General features: G+C 59.8%; 16 protein-coding genes. 8 read left to right on the top strand and 8 right to left on the bottom strand.

The features are described from left to right. Positions 1–5: 5 nt before the first annotated feature. The 3 genes from G5182_RS18130 to G5182_RS18120 are packed head-to-tail and all read left to right on the top strand — an operon-like array spanning position 6 to position 4,005. Positions 6–2,096, top strand: coding sequence for a capsular polysaccharide biosynthesis protein (locus G5182_RS18130; RefSeq protein ID WP_421254607.1), 2,091 nt, complete (start codon positions 6–8; stop codon positions 2,094–2,096). 7 nt (positions 2,097–2,103) lie between these two features. After that, positions 2,104–3,438, top strand: coding sequence for a capsule biosynthesis protein (locus tag G5182_RS18125; protein ID WP_421254606.1), 1,335 nt, complete (start codon positions 2,104–2,106; stop codon positions 3,436–3,438). A gap of 60 nt (positions 3,439–3,498) precedes the next feature. Further along, a complete protein-coding gene (locus tag G5182_RS18120; protein WP_227342501.1) occupies positions 3,499–4,005 on the top strand; it encodes a hypothetical protein in 507 nt (168 codons plus the stop codon). 317 nt (positions 4,006–4,322) lie between these two features. Here the strand turns inward: G5182_RS18120 and asnB are convergent, their stop codons facing one another. The 4 genes from asnB to G5182_RS18100 all read right to left on the bottom strand — a co-directional run bounded on the left by asnB (position 4,323) and on the right by G5182_RS18100 (position 9,064). Beyond that, positions 4,323–5,987, bottom strand: a complete 1,665-nt coding sequence (gene asnB / locus G5182_RS18115; protein ID WP_421254605.1) for an asparagine synthase B — start codon at positions 5,985–5,987, stop codon at positions 4,323–4,325. A 192-nt stretch (positions 5,988–6,179) separates the two neighbouring features. Then, on the bottom strand, positions 6,180–6,548 hold the full coding sequence (locus G5182_RS18110; RefSeq protein ID WP_421254604.1) for a cupin domain-containing protein: 369 nt from the start codon (positions 6,546–6,548) through the stop codon (positions 6,180–6,182). 143 nt (positions 6,549–6,691) lie between these two features. Next, complete coding sequence (locus tag G5182_RS18105) at positions 6,692–8,266, bottom strand: cation:proton antiporter family protein (RefSeq protein WP_227342505.1); 1,575 nt, start codon at positions 8,264–8,266, stop codon at positions 6,692–6,694. A gap of 51 nt (positions 8,267–8,317) precedes the next feature. Further along, entirely contained in the window at positions 8,318–9,064 is a 747-nt protein-coding gene (locus G5182_RS18100; RefSeq protein WP_219263712.1) for an HAD-IIA family hydrolase, read from the bottom strand. Positions 9,065–9,262: 198 nt separating this feature from the next. Between G5182_RS18100 and G5182_RS18095 the strand changes: the two genes are divergently transcribed. Beyond that, positions 9,263–10,297, top strand: coding sequence for an adenosine deaminase (locus G5182_RS18095; protein WP_227342507.1), 1,035 nt, complete (start codon positions 9,263–9,265; stop codon positions 10,295–10,297). Positions 10,298–10,410: 113 nt separating this feature from the next. Here G5182_RS18095 and G5182_RS18090 read toward each other — a convergent pair whose 3' ends face one another. The 4 genes from G5182_RS18090 to G5182_RS18075 all read right to left on the bottom strand — a co-directional run bounded on the left by G5182_RS18090 (position 10,411) and on the right by G5182_RS18075 (position 15,609). After that, positions 10,411–11,397 carry a zinc-binding dehydrogenase gene (locus G5182_RS18090; RefSeq protein WP_139405487.1) on the bottom strand — a complete coding sequence of 329 codons (987 nt, stop codon included), beginning with the start codon at positions 11,395–11,397 and terminating at the stop codon, positions 10,411–10,413. A gap of 146 nt (positions 11,398–11,543) precedes the next feature. Further along, positions 11,544–12,665: an alkene reductase gene (locus tag G5182_RS18085; RefSeq protein ID WP_139405486.1), complete on the bottom strand. Its 1,122-nt coding sequence runs from the start codon at positions 12,663–12,665 to the stop codon at positions 11,544–11,546. Between the two features lie 182 nt (positions 12,666–12,847). Further along, positions 12,848–14,383 carry a TerC family protein gene (locus tag G5182_RS18080; RefSeq protein ID WP_101531322.1) on the bottom strand — a complete coding sequence of 512 codons (1,536 nt, stop codon included), beginning with the start codon at positions 14,381–14,383 and terminating at the stop codon, positions 12,848–12,850. Between the two features lie 299 nt (positions 14,384–14,682). After that, positions 14,683–15,609 (bottom strand): cation diffusion facilitator family transporter, encoded by a 927-nt coding sequence (locus G5182_RS18075; protein ID WP_421254603.1) that lies wholly within the window; start codon positions 15,607–15,609, stop codon positions 14,683–14,685. A gap of 167 nt (positions 15,610–15,776) precedes the next feature. On the opposite strand from G5182_RS18075, the gene G5182_RS18070 reads away from it, so the two are divergent. The 4 genes from G5182_RS18070 to G5182_RS18055 all read left to right on the top strand — a co-directional run bounded on the left by G5182_RS18070 (position 15,777) and on the right by G5182_RS18055 (position 22,042). Then, positions 15,777–18,848 carry an FAD-binding and (Fe-S)-binding domain-containing protein gene (locus G5182_RS18070; protein WP_421254602.1) on the top strand — a complete coding sequence of 1,024 codons (3,072 nt, stop codon included), beginning with the start codon at positions 15,777–15,779 and terminating at the stop codon, positions 18,846–18,848. Then, complete coding sequence (locus G5182_RS18065; protein WP_421254601.1) at positions 18,848–19,336, top strand: hypothetical protein; 489 nt, start codon at positions 18,848–18,850, stop codon at positions 19,334–19,336. Before G5182_RS18070 ends, G5182_RS18065 begins: the two co-directional genes overlap by 1 nt. A 168-nt stretch (positions 19,337–19,504) precedes the next feature. After that, entirely contained in the window at positions 19,505–19,966 is a 462-nt protein-coding gene (locus G5182_RS18060; RefSeq protein WP_064336666.1) for a hotdog fold thioesterase, read from the top strand. Between the two features lie 180 nt (positions 19,967–20,146). After that, positions 20,147–22,042 carry a DEAD/DEAH box helicase gene (locus G5182_RS18055; RefSeq protein ID WP_199258754.1) on the top strand — a complete coding sequence of 632 codons (1,896 nt, stop codon included), beginning with the start codon at positions 20,147–20,149 and terminating at the stop codon, positions 22,040–22,042. Positions 22,043–22,174: the final 132 nt, after the last annotated feature.

Raw genomic sequence — 22,174 nt, 5'->3', positions numbered from 1 at the left:
TTTGCATGACTCTATGGACACAATCCAGCGGCATACTGGCCCGCAGCACTCAAATCAGCGCCTGTCTGGGACAACCCTTGGCGCGCTTTGCTTCCCCTGATGCCGTACAGCCGGGGGATGTGCTGGTCGGCTGGGGCCAGAAGGCTAATACCCACCAGATCAAGGAGCAGGCCAAGACCCTGAGTTTGCCCTATTGGCAGCTTGAAGATGGCTTTATCGGTTATATCGGCCACCCCGCTAGGGGGGGCAAGGCGGTCTCGCTGATCGCCGATCCGGTGGGGATCTATTACGATGCCCGCCAGCCCAGCCAGCTTGAACAATTGATTGCCACCCCGTGCGAGCCACAGATGTTGGCACGGGCCGAGCGACTGATCGATGAGCTGGTACGCCTCGGGGTCACCAAATACAACTGTTATGCCACTGCCCCCGATCAGTCGATTGCCAGCGGCAGCGTGACCGCCCTCTCTGCTGTCGGGGACTATGGCGGCTTGCCATCAGGGCTTGCCACACGTCTGCAGCAGAGCGCCAAACCCAGGGTCCTACTGGTCGATCAGGTGGCGGGGGATCTCTCCATTCCGGGGGCGCTGGCCAGTGAAGCTGATTTTGTGGCGATGGTGGAGGCGGCGCGCCGCAATCATCCCGATGCGCGCCTGCTGCTGCGCACCCATCCCGATACTCGCCTTGGCAAGAAGCGCGGGGTGTTGGCCCGTCTGAACCTGGATGATGTGGAGATTGTGGCCGATCACTGCCATCCCCATGCACTGCTCAATGTGGTGGATGCTGTCTATACGGTGTCATCCCAGCTTGGTTTTGAGGGCCTGTTGCTTGGCAAGCCGGTCTATTGCTTCGGTATGCCGTTTTATGCGGGTTGGGGGCTGACCCATGACAGCAAGCAGTGTGAAAGGCGCAACGTAAAAGTGTCGCTCGCCCAGCTGGTCGCGGCAGCCTTGATCCGCTATCCCCGCTATCTCGACCCTGTGCTGGGCCAGCGTTGCGAGGTAGAGGAGGTGATCGCCATTATTGCCAATCAGCGCCGCCCCGCGCCGCGCTGGCGCAGGCTTTATCTGGTCGGTTTCTCGCTGTGGAAGCGGGCATTTATGCAGGCGTTTTGCCAGCATTTGGCCGATGAGTTGCGCTTTGTGCGCAAGCCACCCAAGCGGTTGACCGGTGACGAGCAGATATTGGTGTGGGGTAGCCGCCACCCTGATCTCGCCTCTGCAATCCGGGTCGAGGATGGTTTTATTCGCTCGAGGGGGCTGGGCTCCAATCTCTGTCGTCCCTCCTCCTTGTCACTGGACCCGGTCGGGATCTATTTCGACAGTCGCACTCCCAGCGGGCTGGAACAGTTGCTCAACTATCAGGAGTTGACAGAGGCGGAGGTCAAGCGCGGGGATGCGCTGCTCGCCTTGCTACGGGAACACAGGGTCAGCAAATACAATGTGGGCGAGCCGCAGCACTACACCAGGCCCGATGATGGTCGTGAGCTGGTGCTGGTGGTGGGTCAGGTAGATGGCGATGCCTCCATTCTGACCGGGAGCCCCCATATTCGCAGCAATGAGCAGTTGCTGTGGGCGGTGCGAGCGGCTAAACCCGACGCTCATATTCTCTACAAGCCACACCCTGATGTGGTGGCGGGCAATCGTGGTGGGGCGATTTCTGCGGCCTGTCTGGCGGAGTGTGTCGATAGCCAGGTGCTGGATATTGGGCTCACCAGCCTCTATCCCCATGTGGATGAGCTGCATACCATGACCTCGCTCAGTGGCTTCGAGGCGCTGGTGCAGGGGGTCAAGGTGACGACCTGGGGCCAACCCTTCTACAGTGGCTGGGGGTTGACCACGGATGCCAATCCGCCTGCTCGTCGTCAACGTAGTCTGCCGCTGGCGGCGCTGGTCTATCTGACGCTGGTTGCCTATCCGCTCTATCTCGATTGGCAGACCGGGCTCTGGATAAGTCCGGAGCAGTTGATCCACCAACTGGCGAAGCAGGGACACTCATCGGCCCAAAAAGCGAGCCGCTGGCAACGCTGGCAGCTCAAGCTCGGTTACTTGTTCCAGACGCTCATGCAGCGCCCCTCTCTTTCCCCGTTTTTGAGATAAGTCGTCAATGAAGATTTTGTTACTGCAAGGCCCGCTTGGCCCTTTCTTTCAGACCCTGAGTCGCCAGTTGACCGAGGCGGGACATCAGGTGGTGAAGATCCATTTCAATGGCGGGGATGAGTGCTGGCCCTGTGCCGGAAAAAATCTGCGTTTTCGCGGCAAACCGGAAAGCTGGAACGCCTTTTTCCGCCGGGTGCTCAAGCAGCAGGGTATCGATACGGTGATCTGTTACGGGGACTGCCGTTATTACCATCTGGAGGCTGGCCGTATCTGCAAGTTGAAGCGAGTGCCATTCTGGGCGATGGAGGAGGGCTATCTCAGACCCGATTTCGTCACGCTGGAGCAGGGTGGGGTCAATGCCTTCAGCCCCTGGTATCAGCGGCGCGATCAACTTGCCCAACTGGATTGGCCTGTGCCTTATGACAGCTCGCTCAAGGTGGGCAAGACCTTTGCGGTGCGCGCCTGGTATGCCAGTCGCTACCACATCAACAAGTCGCTGTTCCGTTGGCGTTATCCCCACTTTGTGAATCACCGTCCCTGGAGTCTGGTGCAGGAGGCGATGGGGTGGGTCTGTGGCGCCATGGTGAAATACGGCAACTTGCGCCAGGATCGCGCCCTGCTCAAGGCGTTGCCGCAGCACGCCGGGCGGATCTTCTTTGTGCCACTGCAAGTGACCGAGGATTTTCAGATCCGTGAGCACTCTGACCTGAGCGGGGTAGAGGAGATGGTTGCGCAGGTGATCAACTCCTTTGCTGAGCATGCCAAACCCGAAGATGTGTTGCTGTTCAAGCACCACCCCATGGATCGGGGCTATGTCAGTTATCGTGCCCAGATAAACAGGCTCATCGCGGTGCTTGGCCTGGAGGGGAGGGTCTTTTACGGTTATGAACTGCCGCTGCCAACCCTGTATCCCTTGCTCAAAGGGGTGATCACCATCAACAGCACGGTCGGTCTCTCTGCTCTGCTCCATGATGTACCCACCTTTTGCATGGGGCGGGCACTCTATGACATTGACGGTCTGACCACCAAAGGTTCGCTGGCCTCCTTCTGGCACTCGCAGAGCCCGGTATGTGCCGAGACATTCAAACGGGTGCGCCACTCCTTGCTCCATCTGACCCAGCTCAATGCCAGTTTTTACCGTCATCTGAAAATGAGTGCGCTGGCGGTCATGGAAAAAATGAAGCTTTCAGCGCCGAATATGCGTGATGAGCTTGTATCGCCGGAACGCCGTATGAGGGTGAATAATACCATGTGCCTTACATTACCCTGGCTGGCCACTCTCGATGGTATTAGCGACCCGTTTACATCTATCGGTTCAACCGCTCTGATGTTACTCGTTTGATGTCTGCCTATTTTTGATTTAGTGTGTTAGTGAGAGGTAAATAAAACCAGGAAGGTTAACATGAACATTCACGGTTGCTTGTTATCCATTGGACTCTTGGGGTTGCCGACTTTTTCCATGGCAGCTGAACATGATCTTTCACTTATTATTCACGGGGCATCAATACACAGTGATTGTTCGCAGGGAACAGGAAAAAAAAGCAAAACCTGTGACTTTAATGGTTTTAACCCGGGATTGGGATTGGCGTGGGTGTTCTTGGGTGACAACGACACGGGAAAACTTGCGCTGCGCGGCGGGCTTTATCGGGATTCTCTAGAAAATACAGCTGGTTATGCGGGTTTTTCTTATCGGAAAGAGTGGTATCTCACCGAACATGTTTTTGCTGGGGTAGGGGCGCAGGCTGGTTATCTCAACGGTTCGGGTATTGATGGTTTTGCCGCTTTGCCGATAGTGATACTGGGTTACAAGTCAGTTGCATTGGAAGTCGGTTATGCACCCAAGGTTGATTGGGTACCTGGGGGAGACCATGTCGCGGTCACCACCTTCTCATTGCGATGGACGCTGTAATATTAGCGAAATATGATCGCCATTACGCATTGTACTTTGTCATTTTGTCACGTTTTTTTAATACACATTTGTGGTGGATATAATCTGGCAAGCTGTGTGAAATATATTTCAGGCCAGATTTTGACTTGTGAGTCATAAAATGGCGCCCCATTTTATCTGAGCAACAATTATTGTGGATTTATTTCAAGATGAGCTAAGTGGCATATTCATTTATCAATATTGATTGCATCTGGAACATTTAAAAATAAAAAGCCCTTCACCATGGTGAAGGGCTTTTTGCTATCTGGCGTTAGCCGATGGGGTCGCCCCGCTCTGGCTTAGTAGCCCTGCTGGTGCACGTCCATCACGGCGCGGCCGGACGGGTCGGCCATCTCCTTGAACTTGGCATCCCACTCCAGCGCGGTGGGGGTGGAGCAGGCGACCGACTTGCCGTAGGGCACGGTACGGGCGGCAGCTTCCAGCGGGAAGTGCTCGTCGAAGATGGCGCGGTAGAAGTAGGCTTCCTTGGTGAGCGGGGTGTTGATGGGGAAGCGGAATGCGGCCGCCTCGAACATCTGATCCGTCACTTCGGTCTCGACCATCGCCTTCAGGCTGTCGATCCACGAATAGCCCACGCCATCGGAGAACTGCTCCTTCTGGCGCCATGCCACTTCGTGGGGTAGCAGGTCCTCGAACGCTTCGCGCAGGATATGCTTCTCGATCTTGCCCTTGCCGCACATCTTGTCGGCAGGTTGCAGGCGCATCGCCACGTCCATGAACTCCTTGTCGAGGAAGGGCACGCGACCTTCCACACCCCAGGCGGCCATCGACTTGTTGGCGCGCAGGCAGTCATAGAGGTGCAAAGAGGCGAGCTTGCGCACGTTCTCTTCGTGGAACTCTTTGGCGTTGGGCGCCTTGTGGAAGTAGAGGTAGCCGCCGAACAGCTCGTCAGAGCCTTCGCCGGAGAGCACCATCTTGATCCCCATCGCCTTGATGTAGCGGGCCATCAGATACATGGGCGTGGAGGCGCGGATGGTGGTGACGTCATAGGTCTCGAGGTGATAGATGACATCCGTCAGGGCATCCAGACCCTCCTGCACGGTGAAGTGGATCTGGTGGTGGATGGTGCCGAGGTGATCAGCCACCTTGCGGGCGGCGGCGAGATCCGGCGACCCTTCCAGCCCGACGGCGAAGGAGTGCAGTTGTGGCCACCAGGCTTCGCTCTTGCCATCGTCCTCGATGCGGCGCGCCGCATAGAGCTTGGTAATGGCGGAGATGACGGAGGAGTCCAGCCCGCCGGAGAGCAGCACGCCATAAGGCACGTCGCACATCAGCTGGCGTTTGACCGCCGCTTCCAGCGCGGCTTTCAGCTCGGCCTTGTCGCTGACGTTGTGCTCGACCGCGGCGTACTCCATCCAGTCGCGTTTGTACCACTGTTTGAGCTCGCCATCCTTGCTCCACAGGTAGTGTCCCGGCGGGAAGGTTTCGACGCTCTTGCAGACCGGCACCAGCGCCTTCATCTCGGAGGCGACATAGAAGTTGCCGTGCTCGTCACGACCGGTATAGAGGGGGATGATCCCCATGTGGTCGCGACCAATCAGGTAGGCATCCTGTTCGGCGTCATAAAGAATGAAGGCAAAGATGCCGTTGAGATCGTCGAGAAACGCCGGGCCCTTCTCCTTGTAGAGGGCCAGCAGCACTTCACAGTCAGATTTGGTCTGGAACTGGAAGTCGACCTTGAGGGTCTTTTCCAGCTCTTTGTGGTTGTAGATCTCGCCGTTGACCGCCAGCACATGGGTGCGCTCGGGGTTGTAGAGCGGCTGGGCGCCATTGCCCGGGTCGACGATGGCCAGACGCTCATGCACCAGAATGGCTTTGTCGGAGCTGTAGACGCCGGACCAGTCAGGCCCGCGGTGACGCAGTCGCTTGGACATCTCCAGCGCCGATTTGCGCAGGGCAACTGCATCGGACTTGATATCCAGAATGCCGAAAATTGAACACATTGGCGGTAATCCTCTTGATTTTTATATGAGCCCCCCACGTTTGGGCTCGAAATTCCATTTACATTCCTCGTCAGACACAATGCCTAGCGGAAAAACCTTTTGCAAGCGGGAAAACCGCAGAAAATCATGCCGTAAGCGTCAAGCAGATCAACAGGATAAGGATTGTTGCAACGGGGCAGGGTGACGTGAACGTCAAGCCGAGGCGGGTTCGAAGATCACATAGACCTTGCGACAGGGGGTGAGGGTCTCCCACTCACCGACAAAGCCTGCCGGAATCACGAATTGATCGCCGGGTTTGAGGGCAAGCTGGCCGCCCTGACTGTCGTGGATCACCACATCCCCCTCCAGCAGCTGGCAATACTCGTGCTCGGTGTAGTGGATGGCCCAGCGGCCCGGCTCGCAAGCCCAGAAGCCCACGTGAAACTGCTGGCTTGGGTCGGAGTAGTGGTTCCACACCGTTTGCGCCGGGTTGCCCGCTTTAATGCGCTCGGGGGCTGGCATCAGCGGGGTTGGGGCCGCCTCGTGGCGGTCCGGCAAAATCCAGTCTTTGAGGGTCTTCATGGTGCCTCCTTGGCTTCGGCAGATAGGAACGCGGGGCCATCCAGGCCCCGCGATTGTTCGTTTTATTAAACGAGGTTGTGCATAACTTAAACGATGCACAGTCCCTTGCCAAGAGTCCTTGCCAAGAGCCGCTGGCCGCAGGATCAGAGTGGTTGCAAACGGCGGATCACATGGCGGGCAAAGCCGCTGCCCGCTTCGTTGTAGACGTTGAACACCGCATCCACCCCCTGCTCCTGCAAGGAGGCGATATCATCCTCGAAGCGGACGATGGCGGCGATCTTGCCGTTGAATCCGTGGCTGCGCAGCTTCTCGATGGCGTAGAGGTTACCCGAGTGGTGGGGCATCGCCAGCAGCACCAGATTGACCTGATTGGAGAGCAGCACCTTGTCCCAGAAGTCGGTATCGGTGGCATCCCCCTCGATGACGTTCATCCCCTGGGCGCGCAGGGTGGGCAGCTTCTCGCTGTCGTTCTCCACCCCGAGGATGACGTTGCCGTACTTGTTCTCCAGTTCGAAATAGGCCCCCTGACCGATCCGCCCCATACCGAGGATGATCACTTCGGCATCGCCCAGCTCTATGGGTCTGTCTTCTGGGTGGAGGTTGCTCGCCTGCAATCCCCGCAGCCAGTGGCCGATGCGGTGATAAATGCGCTCGCTCTGGGCATTGAGGGGAGCGGAGATCATGAAGCTTGCCGCCAGCGCCAGCGAGACCGCCACCAGCCACTCGTGGGAGAGCCAGCCCGCCTTGGCGGCGATGGCCGCGACGATCAGGCCAAACTCCGAGAAGTTGGTGAGCGCCAGGGTCGAGAGGAGGGCGGTACGCACCCTCAGGTGGGCGCCGCTGTAGACCAGATAGTAGAGAACGCTTTTGAGCGGCAGGGCCAGCACCAGCGCCAGTGCCAGCAGCATGGTGTCGTGGGTCGGCAGGCCGTTGAGGCCGATGGTGAGAAAGAAGCAGACCAGAAAGAGGTCCTTGAGGTTGAAGAGCGCCTTGGCCAATCCCGCCGCCGCCGGATGGGAAGCGAGCAGCATGCCGATGATCAGTGCCCCGAGATCCGGTTTGAGACCGACTACTTCAAAACCGGCGGCCCCGACCACCAGTGCCAGAAAGACTCCGAACAGCACCTGCAGCTCGCCGTGACCGGCCCGCTCCAGCAGCTTGAACAGCAGCGGGCGCAGCAGCGGCAGTCCCAGCACCCAGAGCGCCCAGATGCTGGGCCACTTGCCGCTGGAAAAGGCCAGAAATGCCACGGCGAACACATCCTGCATCACCAGCACCCCGATGGCGATGCGGGCGTAGAGGGCATTCATGTCGCTGCGATCTTCCAGCACCTTGACCGCAAAGACAGTGCTGGAGAAGGAGAGGGCAAAGCCCAGCAGCAGCGCCAGCTTCCAGTCCAGCGACAGGGCGAGGTGGAGCCCCAGTCCCTTGCAGACCAGCAGCACCACGGTAAAGAGCAGGGTGGAGAGCAGTAGGTGCAGGCTGGTGGTGCCCCACACATCGCGCCGCATCAGGGTTTTGATATTGAGCTTGAGGCCGATGGTGAACAGCAGCAGGGTGACGCCGAGATCGGCGATCTCGTTGAGGGCCGGGGTGTTGTGATAGCCCATGCCATTGAGGATAAAACCGGCGGCCAGAAAGCCGAGCAGAGGAGGCAGGCCAATCAGATTGACCAGCATGCCGCAGCCAAAGGCCACGGCGATGAGAATGGGTTCCATAACAGATCCTGCAAGGGCAGGGGAGACCTGCCCTGTTTAAATCCTTGGGTATCAGACGATATCGATGTCGACCACGGAGTCGAAGATGTGGTTCGGCCGAAACGGCATGCGGTCGATATCGGCGACCTTGCTCACCCCGGAGAGCACCAGCACCGTCTCGAGACCGGCCTGAAAGCCCGCCAGAATGTCGGTGCGCAGGTTGTCGCCGATGATGATGGTGTCGTCGGAGTGGGCCTCCATCCGGTTGAGCGCCGCACGAATGATCCAGGCGCTCGGCTTGCCGACATAGAACGGCTTCTTGCCGGTCATCCGTTCGATGGGGGCGCACAGGGCGCCGCAGGCCGGGTGCATCATGGGGCCGTGGGTATCGGGGTTGGTGGCGATAAAGCGGGCCCCCTGATCGACGAACTTGGCCCCCTGTTGCATCATGGTCCAGTTGTAGTTGCGGGTCTCACCCACCACCACGAAGTCGGGGTCGATGTCGGTGATGGTAAAGCCGGCCTTGTAGAGCTCGTGGGTCAGGGCCCCTTCGCCGATCACATAGGCCTTCTTGCCATCCTGACGCTTGAGAAAGTCGGCGGTGCCCATGGCGGAGGTGTAGAAGCACTCCTCCGGCACCTCGATCCCGGCGGAGCGGAAGCGGTTTTGCAGATCTTTCTGGGTCTGGGCCGGGTAGTTGGTCAGAAACAGCAGCTTGCTGCCCTGCTCCAGCAGGCGATGGACGAAGCGGTCGGCGCCGGGAATGAGATCGTTGTTGTGCAGGATGACACCGTCGATGTCACAGATGACGTTCTTCATGAAAACTCCTTGTCAGGGCGCAGACGAGCTGCCAATCGGTAAGACGTTCAATCATTTATGATTTTTGTGACGCCATTATAAATCTGTTTGATGACAAGTCTCCCCTGTCTTGCAACTTGAGCGCACAATAAGCAGGAAGTCGGGGCAATCGTGTGGAGGGGTTGCCCCCGGGATCTGGTCGCTGATGGAGCCGTCGCCATGGATAACCCTATTGCCGAACACTTTATAGCCGAATTGCCCAAGCTGGAGCTGCACCTTCACATTGAGGGCACCCTCGAACCCGAGCTGATGTTCGAGCTTGGCAAACGCAACAATGTGCCGCTGCCCTGGCCCGACGTCGCCAGCGTGCACGCCGCCTATGACTTTGACTGCCTGCAATCCTTTCTCGACCTCTACTATCGCGGTGCCAGTGTGTTGGTGACCGAGCAGGACTTCTTCGATCTCACCTGGGCCTATCTTGAGCGGTGCGCCGCCGACAAGGTGGTGCATGTGGAGATCTTCTTCGACCCGCAGACCCACACCGCCCGCGGCGTCCCCTTTGCTACTGTGCTGGGCGGTATCGAGCGGGCGCTGCAGACCGGGGAGCGGGAGTTTGGCATCAGCTGGCGGCTTATCATGAGCTTCTTGCGCCACCTCAGCGAGGATGAAGCGTTCGCTACGTTGGAAGAGGCTATGCCCTTCCTGTCGCGCATTCACGGCATCGGCCTCGACTCGGGGGAGAGGGGCAATCCGCCGACCAAGTTTGCCAGGGTCTTTGCCAAATGCCGCGAGCTGGGGCTGCCGGTGGTGGCCCATGCGGGCGAAGAGGGGCCTGCCGACTACATTTGGCAGGCGATCAACGAGCTGCAGGTATGCCGCATCGATCATGGGGTGCGCTCGGCCGACGATCCCGAGCTGCTCCGCTATCTGGCGGATACCCGGCTGCCGCTCACCGTCTGCCCCCTCTCCAACACCCGGCTCAAGGTGTTTGACCAGATGGCCCAGCACAATGTGCTGCGGCTGCTGGAGCAGGGGATCTGCGTCACCATCAACTCCGATGATCCCGCCTACTTCGGTGGTTACATGGGGGCCAACTTTGCGGCGCTGGCGAACGATCTCGGCGCCACTGCGGATCAGCTCTGCCGCCTCTCGCTCAATGCGGTGGAGGCGAGCTGGCTGAGCTTGGCCGACAAGGCGCGGCTGACCCGGGAGATCCGCAGTTATGCCGAGACCCACGGGGTGATCCTGCATTGAGTCAGGAGTCAATGAAGTCGAGATGAGATGCACTAGATATAAAGAGAGGCCCGCCATCACTGGCGGGCCTCTTTCGTTTCAATGGTCGGTGTGGTTATTAGGGAAGGTCAGCGTTATGCCACACGCACCAGAAACTTCTCGCCCTGACCTTCGCGCTTGAAGCGCTCGAGCAGGGTCGGCAGCGCCTCAAAGTTGCCCACCACCAGCGGCGGCAGGGTCAGCTCGCCGCTCGCCATCTGCGCCATCATGGCGACACCTGCGGCCACCAGTCGGCTCCACTGCTTGTCGGTGCCAAAGGCGTGCTGGGCGCCCAGCGCAATCTCGTGCAATGAGTGGCAATGGCTAAAGGCGGGCAGCGGATTGTGCGGGATGCGCCCCAGCACAGTCACCATATGGCCGTAGTAGCCAAGGGCGGGCAGCAGGCTCTCTGCCTGTTGGCTCGAGACCAGATCGATGATCCCCTCGAACGGCTCGTTGCCGTTGGCGGCCTGCAAGGTGGCCAGCCAGTCTGGTTCCCGATAATCGGCCACCCCCTGCACGCCGATCTGTTTGAGCCACGGATGATGACGTGGACTGGCGCTGGCAAAGACTCGTGCTCCTTGCTTGAGGGCGAGCTGTACCGCAAAACGGCCGACACTGCTGCCAGCACCTGTGATGAGCAGCGCTTCCCCGTGCAGGCGCGGCAGCTTGGCCAGCGCCTGCCAGGCGGTGAGGCCAGGACAGGGCAGGGTGGCGGCCGCCTCATCGCTCAGGGCATCGGGCACTGGCAGCAGGGCGCGGGCTGGTACCCGGGTGTGGCGGGCAAAGCTGCCGTGGTGGCGCAGGTCGGTGTGATAGGCGACCCGGGCACCGAGGCGCAGATGGCTGACGTTGGCGCCGAGGGCCACGATAGTGCCCATGCCATCGACGCCGGGCACCTGACCGTTCTGCCAGTTGGAGTGGCCATATTCGATCAGCTTCCAGTCCACCGGATTGAAGGCGATAACCCGATTGGCTACCAGTACCTCGTCAGGGGCGAGCGGTGCCAGGGGCAGATCGGCGAGGGTAAGCTGGGTCGGTTCACCGGGGGCATGCCAGCACCAGGCTTGGGTGTGATTCATGATGACTCCTTGTGAAAGCGAGGGGAGAGAACAACGAGGTCATTGCAACAGCAATACAGAGAAACTGCCACTGCTGCGAATGGGCAACAATACGGCAGGCCCCAACCTGTGGGGCCTGCGTTACGTGGCCGGTTGGCCATCGACAATCAGCGGCTGGCTGCTGCGTCATCGGCCTGATAGGCGGGGTAATCGGTCAACCCCTTCTCGCCACCGCCAAACAGGGTGGCCGGATCGTGGGGGGCCAGCGGATAGCCGTGGCGCAGCCGGTTCGGCAGATCTGGGTTGGCAACGAAGGGGCGGCCAAAGCCAATCATGTCGGCCCAGCCCGCTTCTAGGGCGGCGCGAGCCCGCTCGCCATCATATTTGCCGGCATAGATCAGGGTGTTGGGGAAAGCATCGCGCAGACCCTGCTTGAAGTTCTCCGGCATCAGGGGGGCATCGTCCCAGTCCGCCTCGGCAATGTGCAGGTAGGTGACATTGAGCTGGCCCAGCAGGCGGGCAGCTGCCAGATAGGTCTCCTGCGGATTGGCATCCACGGTGCCGTTGAGGGTGGTGAGCGGCGCAAGACGCACCCCGACACGTTCGGCCCCGATTTCGCTACTGACCGCCTCGGTCACCTCTTTGAGAAAGCGCAGCCGGTTTTCCAGCGATCCGCCGTAATTGTCGGTGCGGGCGTTGGATTCGGAGTCTAGGAACTGGTTGATCAGATATCCGTTGGCGGCGTGCAGCTCGATGCCGTCAAAACCGGCGCTGATGGCGTTGCGTGCCGCCTGACGGAACTGGCCCACCACCGCATGGATATCGGCCTGGGTCATGGCGCGCGGAGTGACGGTCTCGACAAAGCCCGGCGCATCGCTGCCGTTATCGACGAACACCTTGACGCCCACTGCGGGCAGGGCTGAAGCGGAGATGGGCTGGGCGCCGCCGATGTTGTCCGGATGGGTGACCCGGCCCACGTGCCAGAGCTGGGCGAAGATGGTGCCCCCCTTGGCGTGCACGGCATCGGTCACCCCTTTCCAGCCAGCGATCTGCTCGGCACTGTAGATCCCCGGCGTCCAGGCGTAGCCCTTGCCCATGGGGTCGATTTGGGTGCCTTCGCTGATGATCAGGCCCGCCTCGGCGCGCTGGGCGTAGTAGCTCGCCATCATGGCGTTGGCCACATCACCCGGCTGACTGGCACGGGAGCGGGTCATGGGGGGCATGACGATGCGGTTGGCAAGGTGCAGCTGGCCGAGGCGCAGCGGGCAGAACAGGTGATCGTGGCTCATCTTGAGTTCCTCATGGTGGAAGTGAGGCCACTTTATGCCGCCATCTTGTTGTGAAAAAGAGGGGTAATTGCACAAGAGAATTGTGCTTGATGCAGCAATCAGCGCAAACCGTTAGGAAAGAGGCGTTTAGGCATAAAAAAGAGGGCCGTATGGCCCTCTTCAGTGTTCTGCTGGTGGCAGGCTCAAGCCGTGGCGGGCATCACTTTCACCCGCTCGATGCGCCGCTCGCTCACCTCGATCACCTCGAAGTTGAGTTGCTGCAGTTGCAACTGCTGGCCCGGGGTGGGCAGAGTGCCGAAGTGGGAGAGCAGCATGCCCGCCAGGGTCACGTATTCATCGCTCTCGCTCACCAGCCCCTCATGCTCCAGCACCTGCTCCACATGATGGATGTTGGTGCTGCCGTTGATCAGCCACCCTTCGCCATCGCGCACGATATCCGGGGTTTCGTCTTCGTCCGGCAGCTCGCCGACGATGGCCTCCAGCAGATCGTGTGTGGTGACCAGCCCCTGGATCACGCCAAACTCATCGGAGACCAGAATAAGGCTCCCCTTGGCTTTGCGCAGCTCCGCCAGCAGGCGGATCACGTTGATGGTCTGCGGCACGATAATGGGGTCGTTCTGCTTGGCCAGTTCGCTCAAGGATTGCCCTTCGTTCAAGGCAAACAGCAGGTCCCGCGCCTTGACCACTCCGATCACCTCGTCCAGATCCCCGTCACAGATAGGGAACAGGCTGTGGGGCTCGCGCTGCAGCAGGGCGCGGATCTCGTCGCTGGAGTCGTTGATATCGATCCAGGCCATCTCCGAGCGCGGGGTCATGATGGTGCGAATGGAGCGCTCGGCCAGCGACAGCACGCCGGTCACCATATAGCGCTCCTCCTCGCCAAAGCTCACCGGCGCTACGGCCGGGGCATCCAGATCGTCATCCGGCTGATCCTGATAGGCCTTGCTGCCCATCAATTTGAAGATGGCGGCTGTGGTGCGCTCGCGCAGCGGCTGTTTGGATTCGTGACGCATGGCGCTGCGCTGGGCTAGCTGGTTGAAAAACTCGATCAGCACCGAGAAGCCGATGGCCGCGTAGAGGTAACCCTTCGGAATATGGAAGCCGAATCCTTCCGCCACCAGGCTGAAGCCGATCATCAGCAGGAAGCTCAGACAGAGCACCACCACAGTGGGGTGGGCGTTGACGAAACGGGTCAGCGGTTTGGAGGCGAGCACCATCACCACCATGGCGATGGTCACGGCGGCCATCATGACGCCCAGGTGTTCCACCATGCCGACGGCAGTGATGATGGAGTCGAGCGAGAAGACCGCATCGAGCACCAGAATTTGGGCGATCACCACACCGAAGCTGGCGTAGGCGCCGACCGGGCCATCATCCTGGGGTTTGGCTTCCAGCCGTTCATGTAGCTCTGAGGTAGCCTTGAACAGCAGGAACAGGCCGCCCCCCATCAGGATCAGGTCCCGACCGGAGAAGGGGTGATCCCACAGGTGCAAAATCGGGGTGGTCAGGGTGACCAGCCATGACATGACGCTCAAGAGCCCCAGTCGCATCAGCAGGGCCAGCGACAGGCCGATGACGCGTGCCTTGTCCCGTTGGGCGGGGGGCAGTTTTTTCACCAGGATGGCGATAAAGACCAGGTTGTCGATCCCCAGCACGATTTCCAGAATGATCAGGGTAAACAGACCGATCCAGATATGGGGATCCAGCAGCAATTCCATTGTATGACCTCAATAAAAACAGACAGAGCAGAGAGTGATCACGGCGCGCGATGGCCGCAGTAACAGCAAGGCAAAGGTGTTATTCAGAGGCGCTGATTAAGCAGAAAAAGATAGGCTTTGACAGAGAGAGACGAAGAGCAACTTCGGGGATTGTCCATGATGGGCAATAAAACCTCGGGTGAAAAATGAGCCCTGATGATAGCGGCTGGCGCCAATTTGGCAAGAGCAGTGTCAGTGGATGTGATGGGGTTGTGATGCGACAGGGGGAGGCGGCCGTGCCGCTCTCCCCCGTGCGGTCGTTACAACCAGCGCTTTTCGCGGGTGAAACAGACCGAGAGCCAGGCATCCCCCAGGGTGTCGCCAAGGCGAGACCAGAGCTCCTGACGCAGGGCATCCTGGCGCTCGACAGGCCACTCCTGGCCCGGTGCCACCAGAATGTTCAATTCCAGATCGAAGCGGCGACCGCTCTTGGCCAGATGGCTGTAACACTCGATGCCGTGGCGCTGGCGCAGCGCCTCGATCTCCTGCTCGACTTGCCGTGGCACATCCCCCTTGGGGGCGATCTTCAACACTTCCCGCAGGTTGCGACCTAGCACCTTGATGGGAATGAGGGTGGCGCAGAGGGCCAGCAGCGAGACCAGCACCGGGTCGATATAGCGGTTGTATTGGCCGTAGCCGATGGCATCGAGGCCAATGGCGACTACGAAACCGATAAGCAGGGTGGCGCTGAGCAGGGTATCCACCAGCCACTCCTTGGAGTCGACCCGCACCAGCTCGGAGTCTACCTGCTCGGCGACCTGGGCTTCGATGCGATAGATGATGGCGCAGAAGAAGGTGGAGACGGCGGCATAGATGAGGGCGTGGCCGAGATCGATCTCCCGTCCGCCATCCAGCAGGGTGGTGATGCCGCTATAGAGTGCCGCCAGACAGAGCAGCAGAATAATGGAGCCGTTGATAACGTTGGTGATGGGCTCGAAGTGGGCGTAGCCATACTGGAAGCGCGCATCGGAAGGACGGGTAACGAGATAGGCGGTAACAAGACCGAGGCCTGTCATGCCCATGCTGAACAGGGTGAAGATACCATCGAGCATGATGGCGTTGGAACCGACGAAGAGGCCGTAGCCGATGCCGAAGATGGCAAAGGTGATACAACCGAACAGCGACAGGGTAAGCGCCTGTTTTTCGGTGGTGACCAGCGTACTGATAACATGGCTGTGGTGAGCCATAAAAGTCCTCCTTTCAAATGGTGAATATTGCCAAGCGCAAGCGGTTTTCTAGCTGATATACTGCCCGCTCACATGTGAGCGGACTGGCCTGACTGCCATTGACAGGTGGCTGGCCAGTCGTTGTCGCCGGCGTGCCGGCATCAAGCAAAGGATGGGAACAAGGATTCATGATCCCGAGACTCGATTACCAGGACAGTTTGTCACCCGCAACCCTGCAGTTTCTTGAGTTGCTAGAGCGCAGCGCATTTCGTGGTGATATCGAAAAGTCTTATGCAAGCCGGTTGGCGATGGCGACGGATAACAGCGTCTATCAGGTAGTACCTCAGGCGGTTCTCTATCCGCGCAGTGCGGACGACATAGCAGCAATGCTCAAGCTGGCCGCAGAGCCGGCGTTCGCCTCCCTGAGTTTTTTCCCTCGTGGTGGCGGTACCGGCACCAATGGTCAGTCATTGGGCGGCGGCATTATCGTCGATCTCTCCCGTTATATGAACCAGATCATGGAAATTAATCTGGAGGAGGGGTGGGTGCGCGCCCAGGCCGGGGTGGTGAAAGACCAGCTCAACGCCTACTTGAAACCCCACGGTTACTTTTTCTCGCCGGATCTTTCCACCTCCAACCGCGCCACCTTAGGGGGCATGATCAACACCGACGCCTCGGGGCAGGGGTCTCTGGTCTACGGCAAAACCTCGGATCACGTGCTTGGCCTCAAAGCCGTGCTGGAGAATGGCGATATCATGGCTACCGAGCCGCTGACCGGTGAGCGACTGGCCGACAAGCTGGCGCTGGAGAGTCGCGAAGGGGAGGTCTATCGCACCCTCTATCGCATCGGCAAGGAGCGCCGCGCCGACATCGAGGCGACCTTCCCCAAGCTCAACCGCTTTCTGACCGGCTACGATCTCAAGCACCTCTATCAACCCGATACCGACACGCTGGATGTCAGCCGGGTGCTGTGCGGATCTGAAGGGTCTCTCGGCTTTATCACCGAAGCCAAACTCAATATCACGCCCATCCCGCGCTACCGCACCCTGGTCAACGTCAAGTACGACAGTTTCCCCTCCGCCCTGCGCAACGCCCCCTTTATGGTGCAGGCGCAGGCTCTCTCGGTGGAGACGGTGGACTCCCGGGTGCTCGGGCTGGCCCGCGCCGACATCATCTGGCATTCGGTGAAAGAACTTATTCAGGATGTGCCCGGCAAGGATCTGCAGGGACTCAACATCGTCGAGTTTGCCGATACCGACGAGGCGGAACACAAGGCCAAGGTGGCAGAGCTCTGCCGCCGTATCGACGCGCTGCTGGCCAAGGGCGAGGCGGGGATCATCGGCTATCAGGTGTGTGACCACTTGCCGAGCATCGAGACCATCTACACCATGCGCAAGAAGTCGGTGGGGCTGCTGGGCAACGCCGAAGGGCGCAAGAAGCCGGTGGCCTTCACCGAAGATACCGCCGTGCCGCCCGAGTCACTGGCCGATTTCATCATGGAGTTTCGCGCACTGCTGGATGCCCACGGCCTCGACTACGGCATGTTCGGCCACGTCGATGCCGGTGTGCTGCACGTGCGCCCGGCGCTCGACTTGTGCGATCCCGAGCAGGAGGTGCTGCTGCGGCGCATCTCCGATCAGGTGGTAGCGCTCACCGCCAAATATGGCGGCTTGATGTGGGGGGAACATGGCAAGGGCTTTCGCTCCGAATACAGTCCCGCCTTCTTTGGCGAGCTGTGGGAAGAGCTGCAGCGGGTCAAGGGGGCGTTCGACCCGGCCAACCGCATCAACCCGGGCAAGATCTGTATCCCCTACGGTAGCGGCGCCGAGCTGGTGTCGGTGGATGGCCCCAAGCGCGGCAAGTATGACCGCCAGATCCCGCTCGCCGTGCGCACCAGCTACACCCGCGCCATGGATTGCAACGGCAACGGCCTCTGCTTCACCTTCGAGACCGACTCCCCCATGTGCCCCTCGGTCAAGATCAGCCGCGATCGCCGCCACTCCCCCAAGGGGCGGGCGGGCCTGATGCGTGAATGGTTGCGTCAGCTGGCGGAGCAGGGCTTCGATCCGCTGGCGGAAGAGGTGGCGCTGCAATCCGGTGGCGTGCGCTTCAAACAGCTGGTGGACAAGGTGCGCAACAGCTGGGCCAAACAGCGCGGCGAGTATGATTTCTCCCACGAGGTGATGGAGGCGATGGCAGGCTGTCTGGCTTGCAAGGCGTGCACCAGCCAGTGCCCGATCAAGGTGGATGTGCCCGATTTTCGCGCCCGCTTTATGCAGCTTTATCATGGCCGCTACCTGCGCGCCCCCAAGGATTACTTCGTCGGCACGGTGGAGAGCTATGCGCCGTTGCTTGCCAAGGCGCCGAAGCTGGTCAACTTCTTCCTCGAAAAAGAGTGGGCCCAGAAGGCGACCGAGAAGAGTATCGGCATGGTGGATGTGCCGCTGCTCTCGGTGCCGACCCTTGCCGAGAGCCTGCACGATAACCGCGCTCGCTATTTTGATCTGCCGGGACTGGAGCGGATGAGTGCCGAGCAGCGCAAGCAGGTTGTGCTCATTGTGCAGGACCCCTTCACCAGCTATTACGACGCCCCCGTGGTGCGCGACCTGGTGAAACTCGCCAGCAAGCTCGGCTTCCAGCCCTATTTGCTGCCCTTTAAACCCAACGGTAAACCCCAGCATATCAAGGGGTTCCTGCGGGCCTTTGCCCGCACTGCTGCCAACAGCGCCCAGTTCCTCAACAAGGTGGCGGCGCTTGGCATTCCCATGGTGGGGGTGGATCCGGCCATGGTGCTCTGTTATCGCGACGAGTACGCCAAGGCGCTGGGGTCGGCCCGCGGTGATTTTCAGGTGTTGTTGCCGCAGGAGTGGCTGCTCTCGCTGCCGGCAGATCAACTGCCTGCTAGCGCCAACAAGGCAAAGAGCGAGGAGGAGAGTGAGCCCTGGTATCTGTTTGCCCACTGCACCGAGAAGACCGCCAAGCCCTCCACTCACGGTGACTGGAGCACCCTGTTTGGCCGCTTCGGGGCCAGTTTGCAGCCGGTCTCTGTGGGTTGCTGCGGTATGGCGGGCACCTATGGTCACGACGTCAAACAGGTGGAGAACTCCAAGGGCATCTATGGGTTGAGCTGGGCCGACCCGCTCGCCCGTCTACCCAAAGCGCGCTGTCTGGCAACTGGCTATTCGTGCCGCAGTCAGGTCAAGCGGATGGAGGGGGAAAAGCTCAAACATCCATTGCAAGCCCTGCTGGAGCTGCTCTGATGCTGACGTTCCCCAAGCGGTTTCGGGTGCCGAAGGCCTATCGGCATCCACGTTTTTTGCTGTTACCCGCCACTCCCGCTCAGGCGGTGGTGGAGTTTGTCGCCATGTTGCGCGAGCGCGAGCAACTGCATCAACTGTTTCGTCCGAATGATGTCTGGCCCTCTGCCAATTTCAGCCTGAGCCAGCACGAAGGGGATCTGGAGTGGCAGCAGTCGGAATTTCTGGCCAAGCGCTCCTTTGCCTATGGCCTCTGGAGTCCGGATCGGGAGCCCGAGTTTTGGGGAGGCGTCTACCTCTATCCATCGGTGCTGCCGGAGGTGGAGGTCGAACTCTTCTTCTGGAAGGTGGCCGAGGCGCCCATCGCGGATGAGGAGCTGGAGACGCAGTTGCGCGAGTGGCTCGCCAGGGTGTGGCAGTGGCCAGAACCCCGCCTGCCGGGACGAGATGTGCCCTGGGCTGAGTGGCCCGGCGTTACCTACCCTTGGTGACATCCCGCTTAAGGGCATGATTGTGTAACATGCAGCTCCGGGTCGGGGCTGCGTTGTTACCACGTCACCTGATAACCAACAACTCATATAACAGAACCATGTTGCCGATGGAGGGCGTTTCACTCATATCGGTACGCATTCATCGCTTACATAAGGAGTCTGCTCGCAATGAGTCACGATATTGCGCCCATCTGGCGTAAACCCATGAGTCTGGAGGGGCTCAACGCCACCTCTCGCAACACCCTGATGGCCCATCTCGATATCGTCTACACGGCTTTTGGCACCGATTGGCTTGAAGCGACCATGCCGGTGGATCATCGCACTCACCAGCCCCTGGGCATGCTGCATGGCGGCGCATCCGTGGTGCTGGCGGAAACCTTGGGATCGATTGCCGCCAATATGGCTGTCGGGCCAGATAGCTACTGTGTGGGGCTGGAGGTGAATGCCAACCATCTGCGAGCCAAGCGGGAAGGGGTGGTGACCGGGCGTTGCACGCCGCTCCATCTGGGAGCAACAACCCAGGTGTGGCAGATTGAAATTCGGGACGAACGTGAGCGTTTATTGTGCACCAGCCGACTGACCATGGCGGTGCTCAAACACAAGCGGGGCAAGGACTCCAGCGAGGAGTGATCTGCAATAACGCACTATGAGTGCAAAATAAGCAAGCCATACTCGCCAGATCCCTCTATAATTGCCAACGTCTTGAGAGGCTTATCACATTTTTCAAGACAGCAGAACAAAGTGGCGCTATAATCGCCGCCTTTTTGCTATTCCGCGGTGTTAGCCGCCTGCCTTAATCTGGAAGAATCTATGTCTGATACCGAACAACTGCCCCTTTTTAGTGAGCTTGGACTGGCCGCGCCTGTATTGAAAGCGCTGCAGGACGTGGGCTATGAGCGCCCGTCACCGATCCAGGCCGCAGCAATTCCCCACCTGATGGCGGGACACGATCTGCTGGGGCAGGCGCAAACCGGTACAGGGAAGACCGCTGCTTTTGCCTTGCCTCTGTTGTCTCGTCTGGAAGCTGGTAACCGCAACACCCAGATCTTGGTGCTGGCGCCTACCCGCGAACTGGCGCTGCAGGTGGCTGAAGCGTGCCAACGCTATGCCCACCACATGCCTGATTTCCACGTGCTGCCGATCTACGGTGGTGCCTCCTACGAAACCCAGACCCGCGCCCTGCGTCGCGGTGCCCAGGTTGTCGTCGGTACTCCGGGCCGCGTGATGGATCTGATCCGTCGCAAGAACCTGGATCTCTCCGGCCTGAAAGCTCTGGTACTGGACGAAGCTGATGAAATGCTGCGTATGGGCTTCATCGACGACGTGGACTGGATCATGGAGCAGTGCCCGAGCTCTCGTCAGGTTGCTCTGTTCTCTGCCACCATGCCGGAGCAGATCCGTCGCGTGGCCCAGAAGCACCTGAAGCAGCCCAAAGAGATCAAGATCGCCTCCAAGACTGCTACCGCTACCACTATTCGCCAGCGTTACTGGCAGGTAACCGGTCTGCACAAGCTGGACGCCATGACCCGCCTGCTGGAAGTGGAATCCTACGAAGCCCTGCTGGTATTCGTACGTACCAAGAACGCTGCTGAAGAGCTGGCTGGCAAGCTGGCCGCCCGTGGTCACGCCTGTGAAGCGCTGCACGGCGACATCCCGCAGAAACTGCGTGAGCGTACCGTCGACAAACTGCGTCAGGGCCAGCTGGACATCCTGATCGCCACCGACGTGGTTGCCCGTGGTCTGGACGTTGAGCGCATCACTCACGTAGTGAACTACGACATTCCGTACGACACCGAATCTTACGTTCACCGTATCGGTCGTACCGGTCGTGCCGGTCGCAAGGGCGAGGCCATCCTGTTCGTGGCTCCGCGCGAGCGCCGCATGCTGCGCGCCATCGAGCACGCAACCCGTCAGGCCATCGAGCCGATGAAGATGCCGAGCACCGAGGACATCAACCAGCACCGTCTGGCCAAGTTCAAAGAGCGCATCCGCGAAACCATGATGGGCGAAGAGCTCGAGATCTACCACAACCTGGTAAACGAGCTGATCGAAGAAGATTCTGCCGATCCGCTGGAGCTGGCTGCTGCACTGGCCAAGCTGGTACAGGGCGACCAACCGCTGCTGCTGGATGACTCCATCCCGGATCCGCTGTTCAACAACAGCAACGATCGTGGTGGCTTCGAGCGTCGTGACTTCAACGATCGCGGCGGTCGTGACTTCGGTGACCGTGGCGATCGTCCGGCCCGTCGCATGCCGTCCCTGGAGCCGCGTCCGCTGAAAGACAACCCAGATGTGGAGATGGAGCGTTACCGCGTAGACGTGGGTGCCCATCACGGTGTCAAGCCGGGCCAGATCGTGGGCGCCATCGCCAACGAAGCGAACATCGAGAGCCGCTTCATCGGCAACATCGACATCGCTGACGACTTCTCCACCGTTGACCTGCCCAAGGGCATTAGCGCCGATGTGCTGGAAGTGATCAAGAAAGCCCGTGTTTGCCAGCGTCCGCTGCAGATCACTCGCTACACCGAGGTGCCGGCCGGTGGCAACACCAGCAGCCGTCCGCCGCGCGGTGATCGTCCGTTCCGTGGCGACCGTCCTTTCAACAAGGATCGCCGTCCGCAGGGTGACCGTCCGTTCAACAAGGATCGCCGCGAAGGTGGTTTCAACAAAGATCGCAAATTCGGTGGCAAGCGCCGCGAAAGCTGATTGCTGATCCCGTTATGAAGAAGGCCGCTCATTGAGCGGCCTTTTTTTGTGCCAGTGTCTAGTCCTGAAATAGGTTTACACATTTTCAACTAGCATTTTTCTACTCAAAACCCTCTATGTACCGCATCGGGG

Source organism: Aeromonas sp. 600948 (genome assembly GCF_049174875.1).
GTDB classification, from domain to species: domain Bacteria; phylum Pseudomonadota; class Gammaproteobacteria; order Enterobacterales; family Aeromonadaceae; genus Aeromonas; species Aeromonas veronii_A.
The sequence above is the reverse complement of the archived record's forward strand: the minus strand, read 5'-3'. Positions and strand labels throughout refer to the sequence as shown.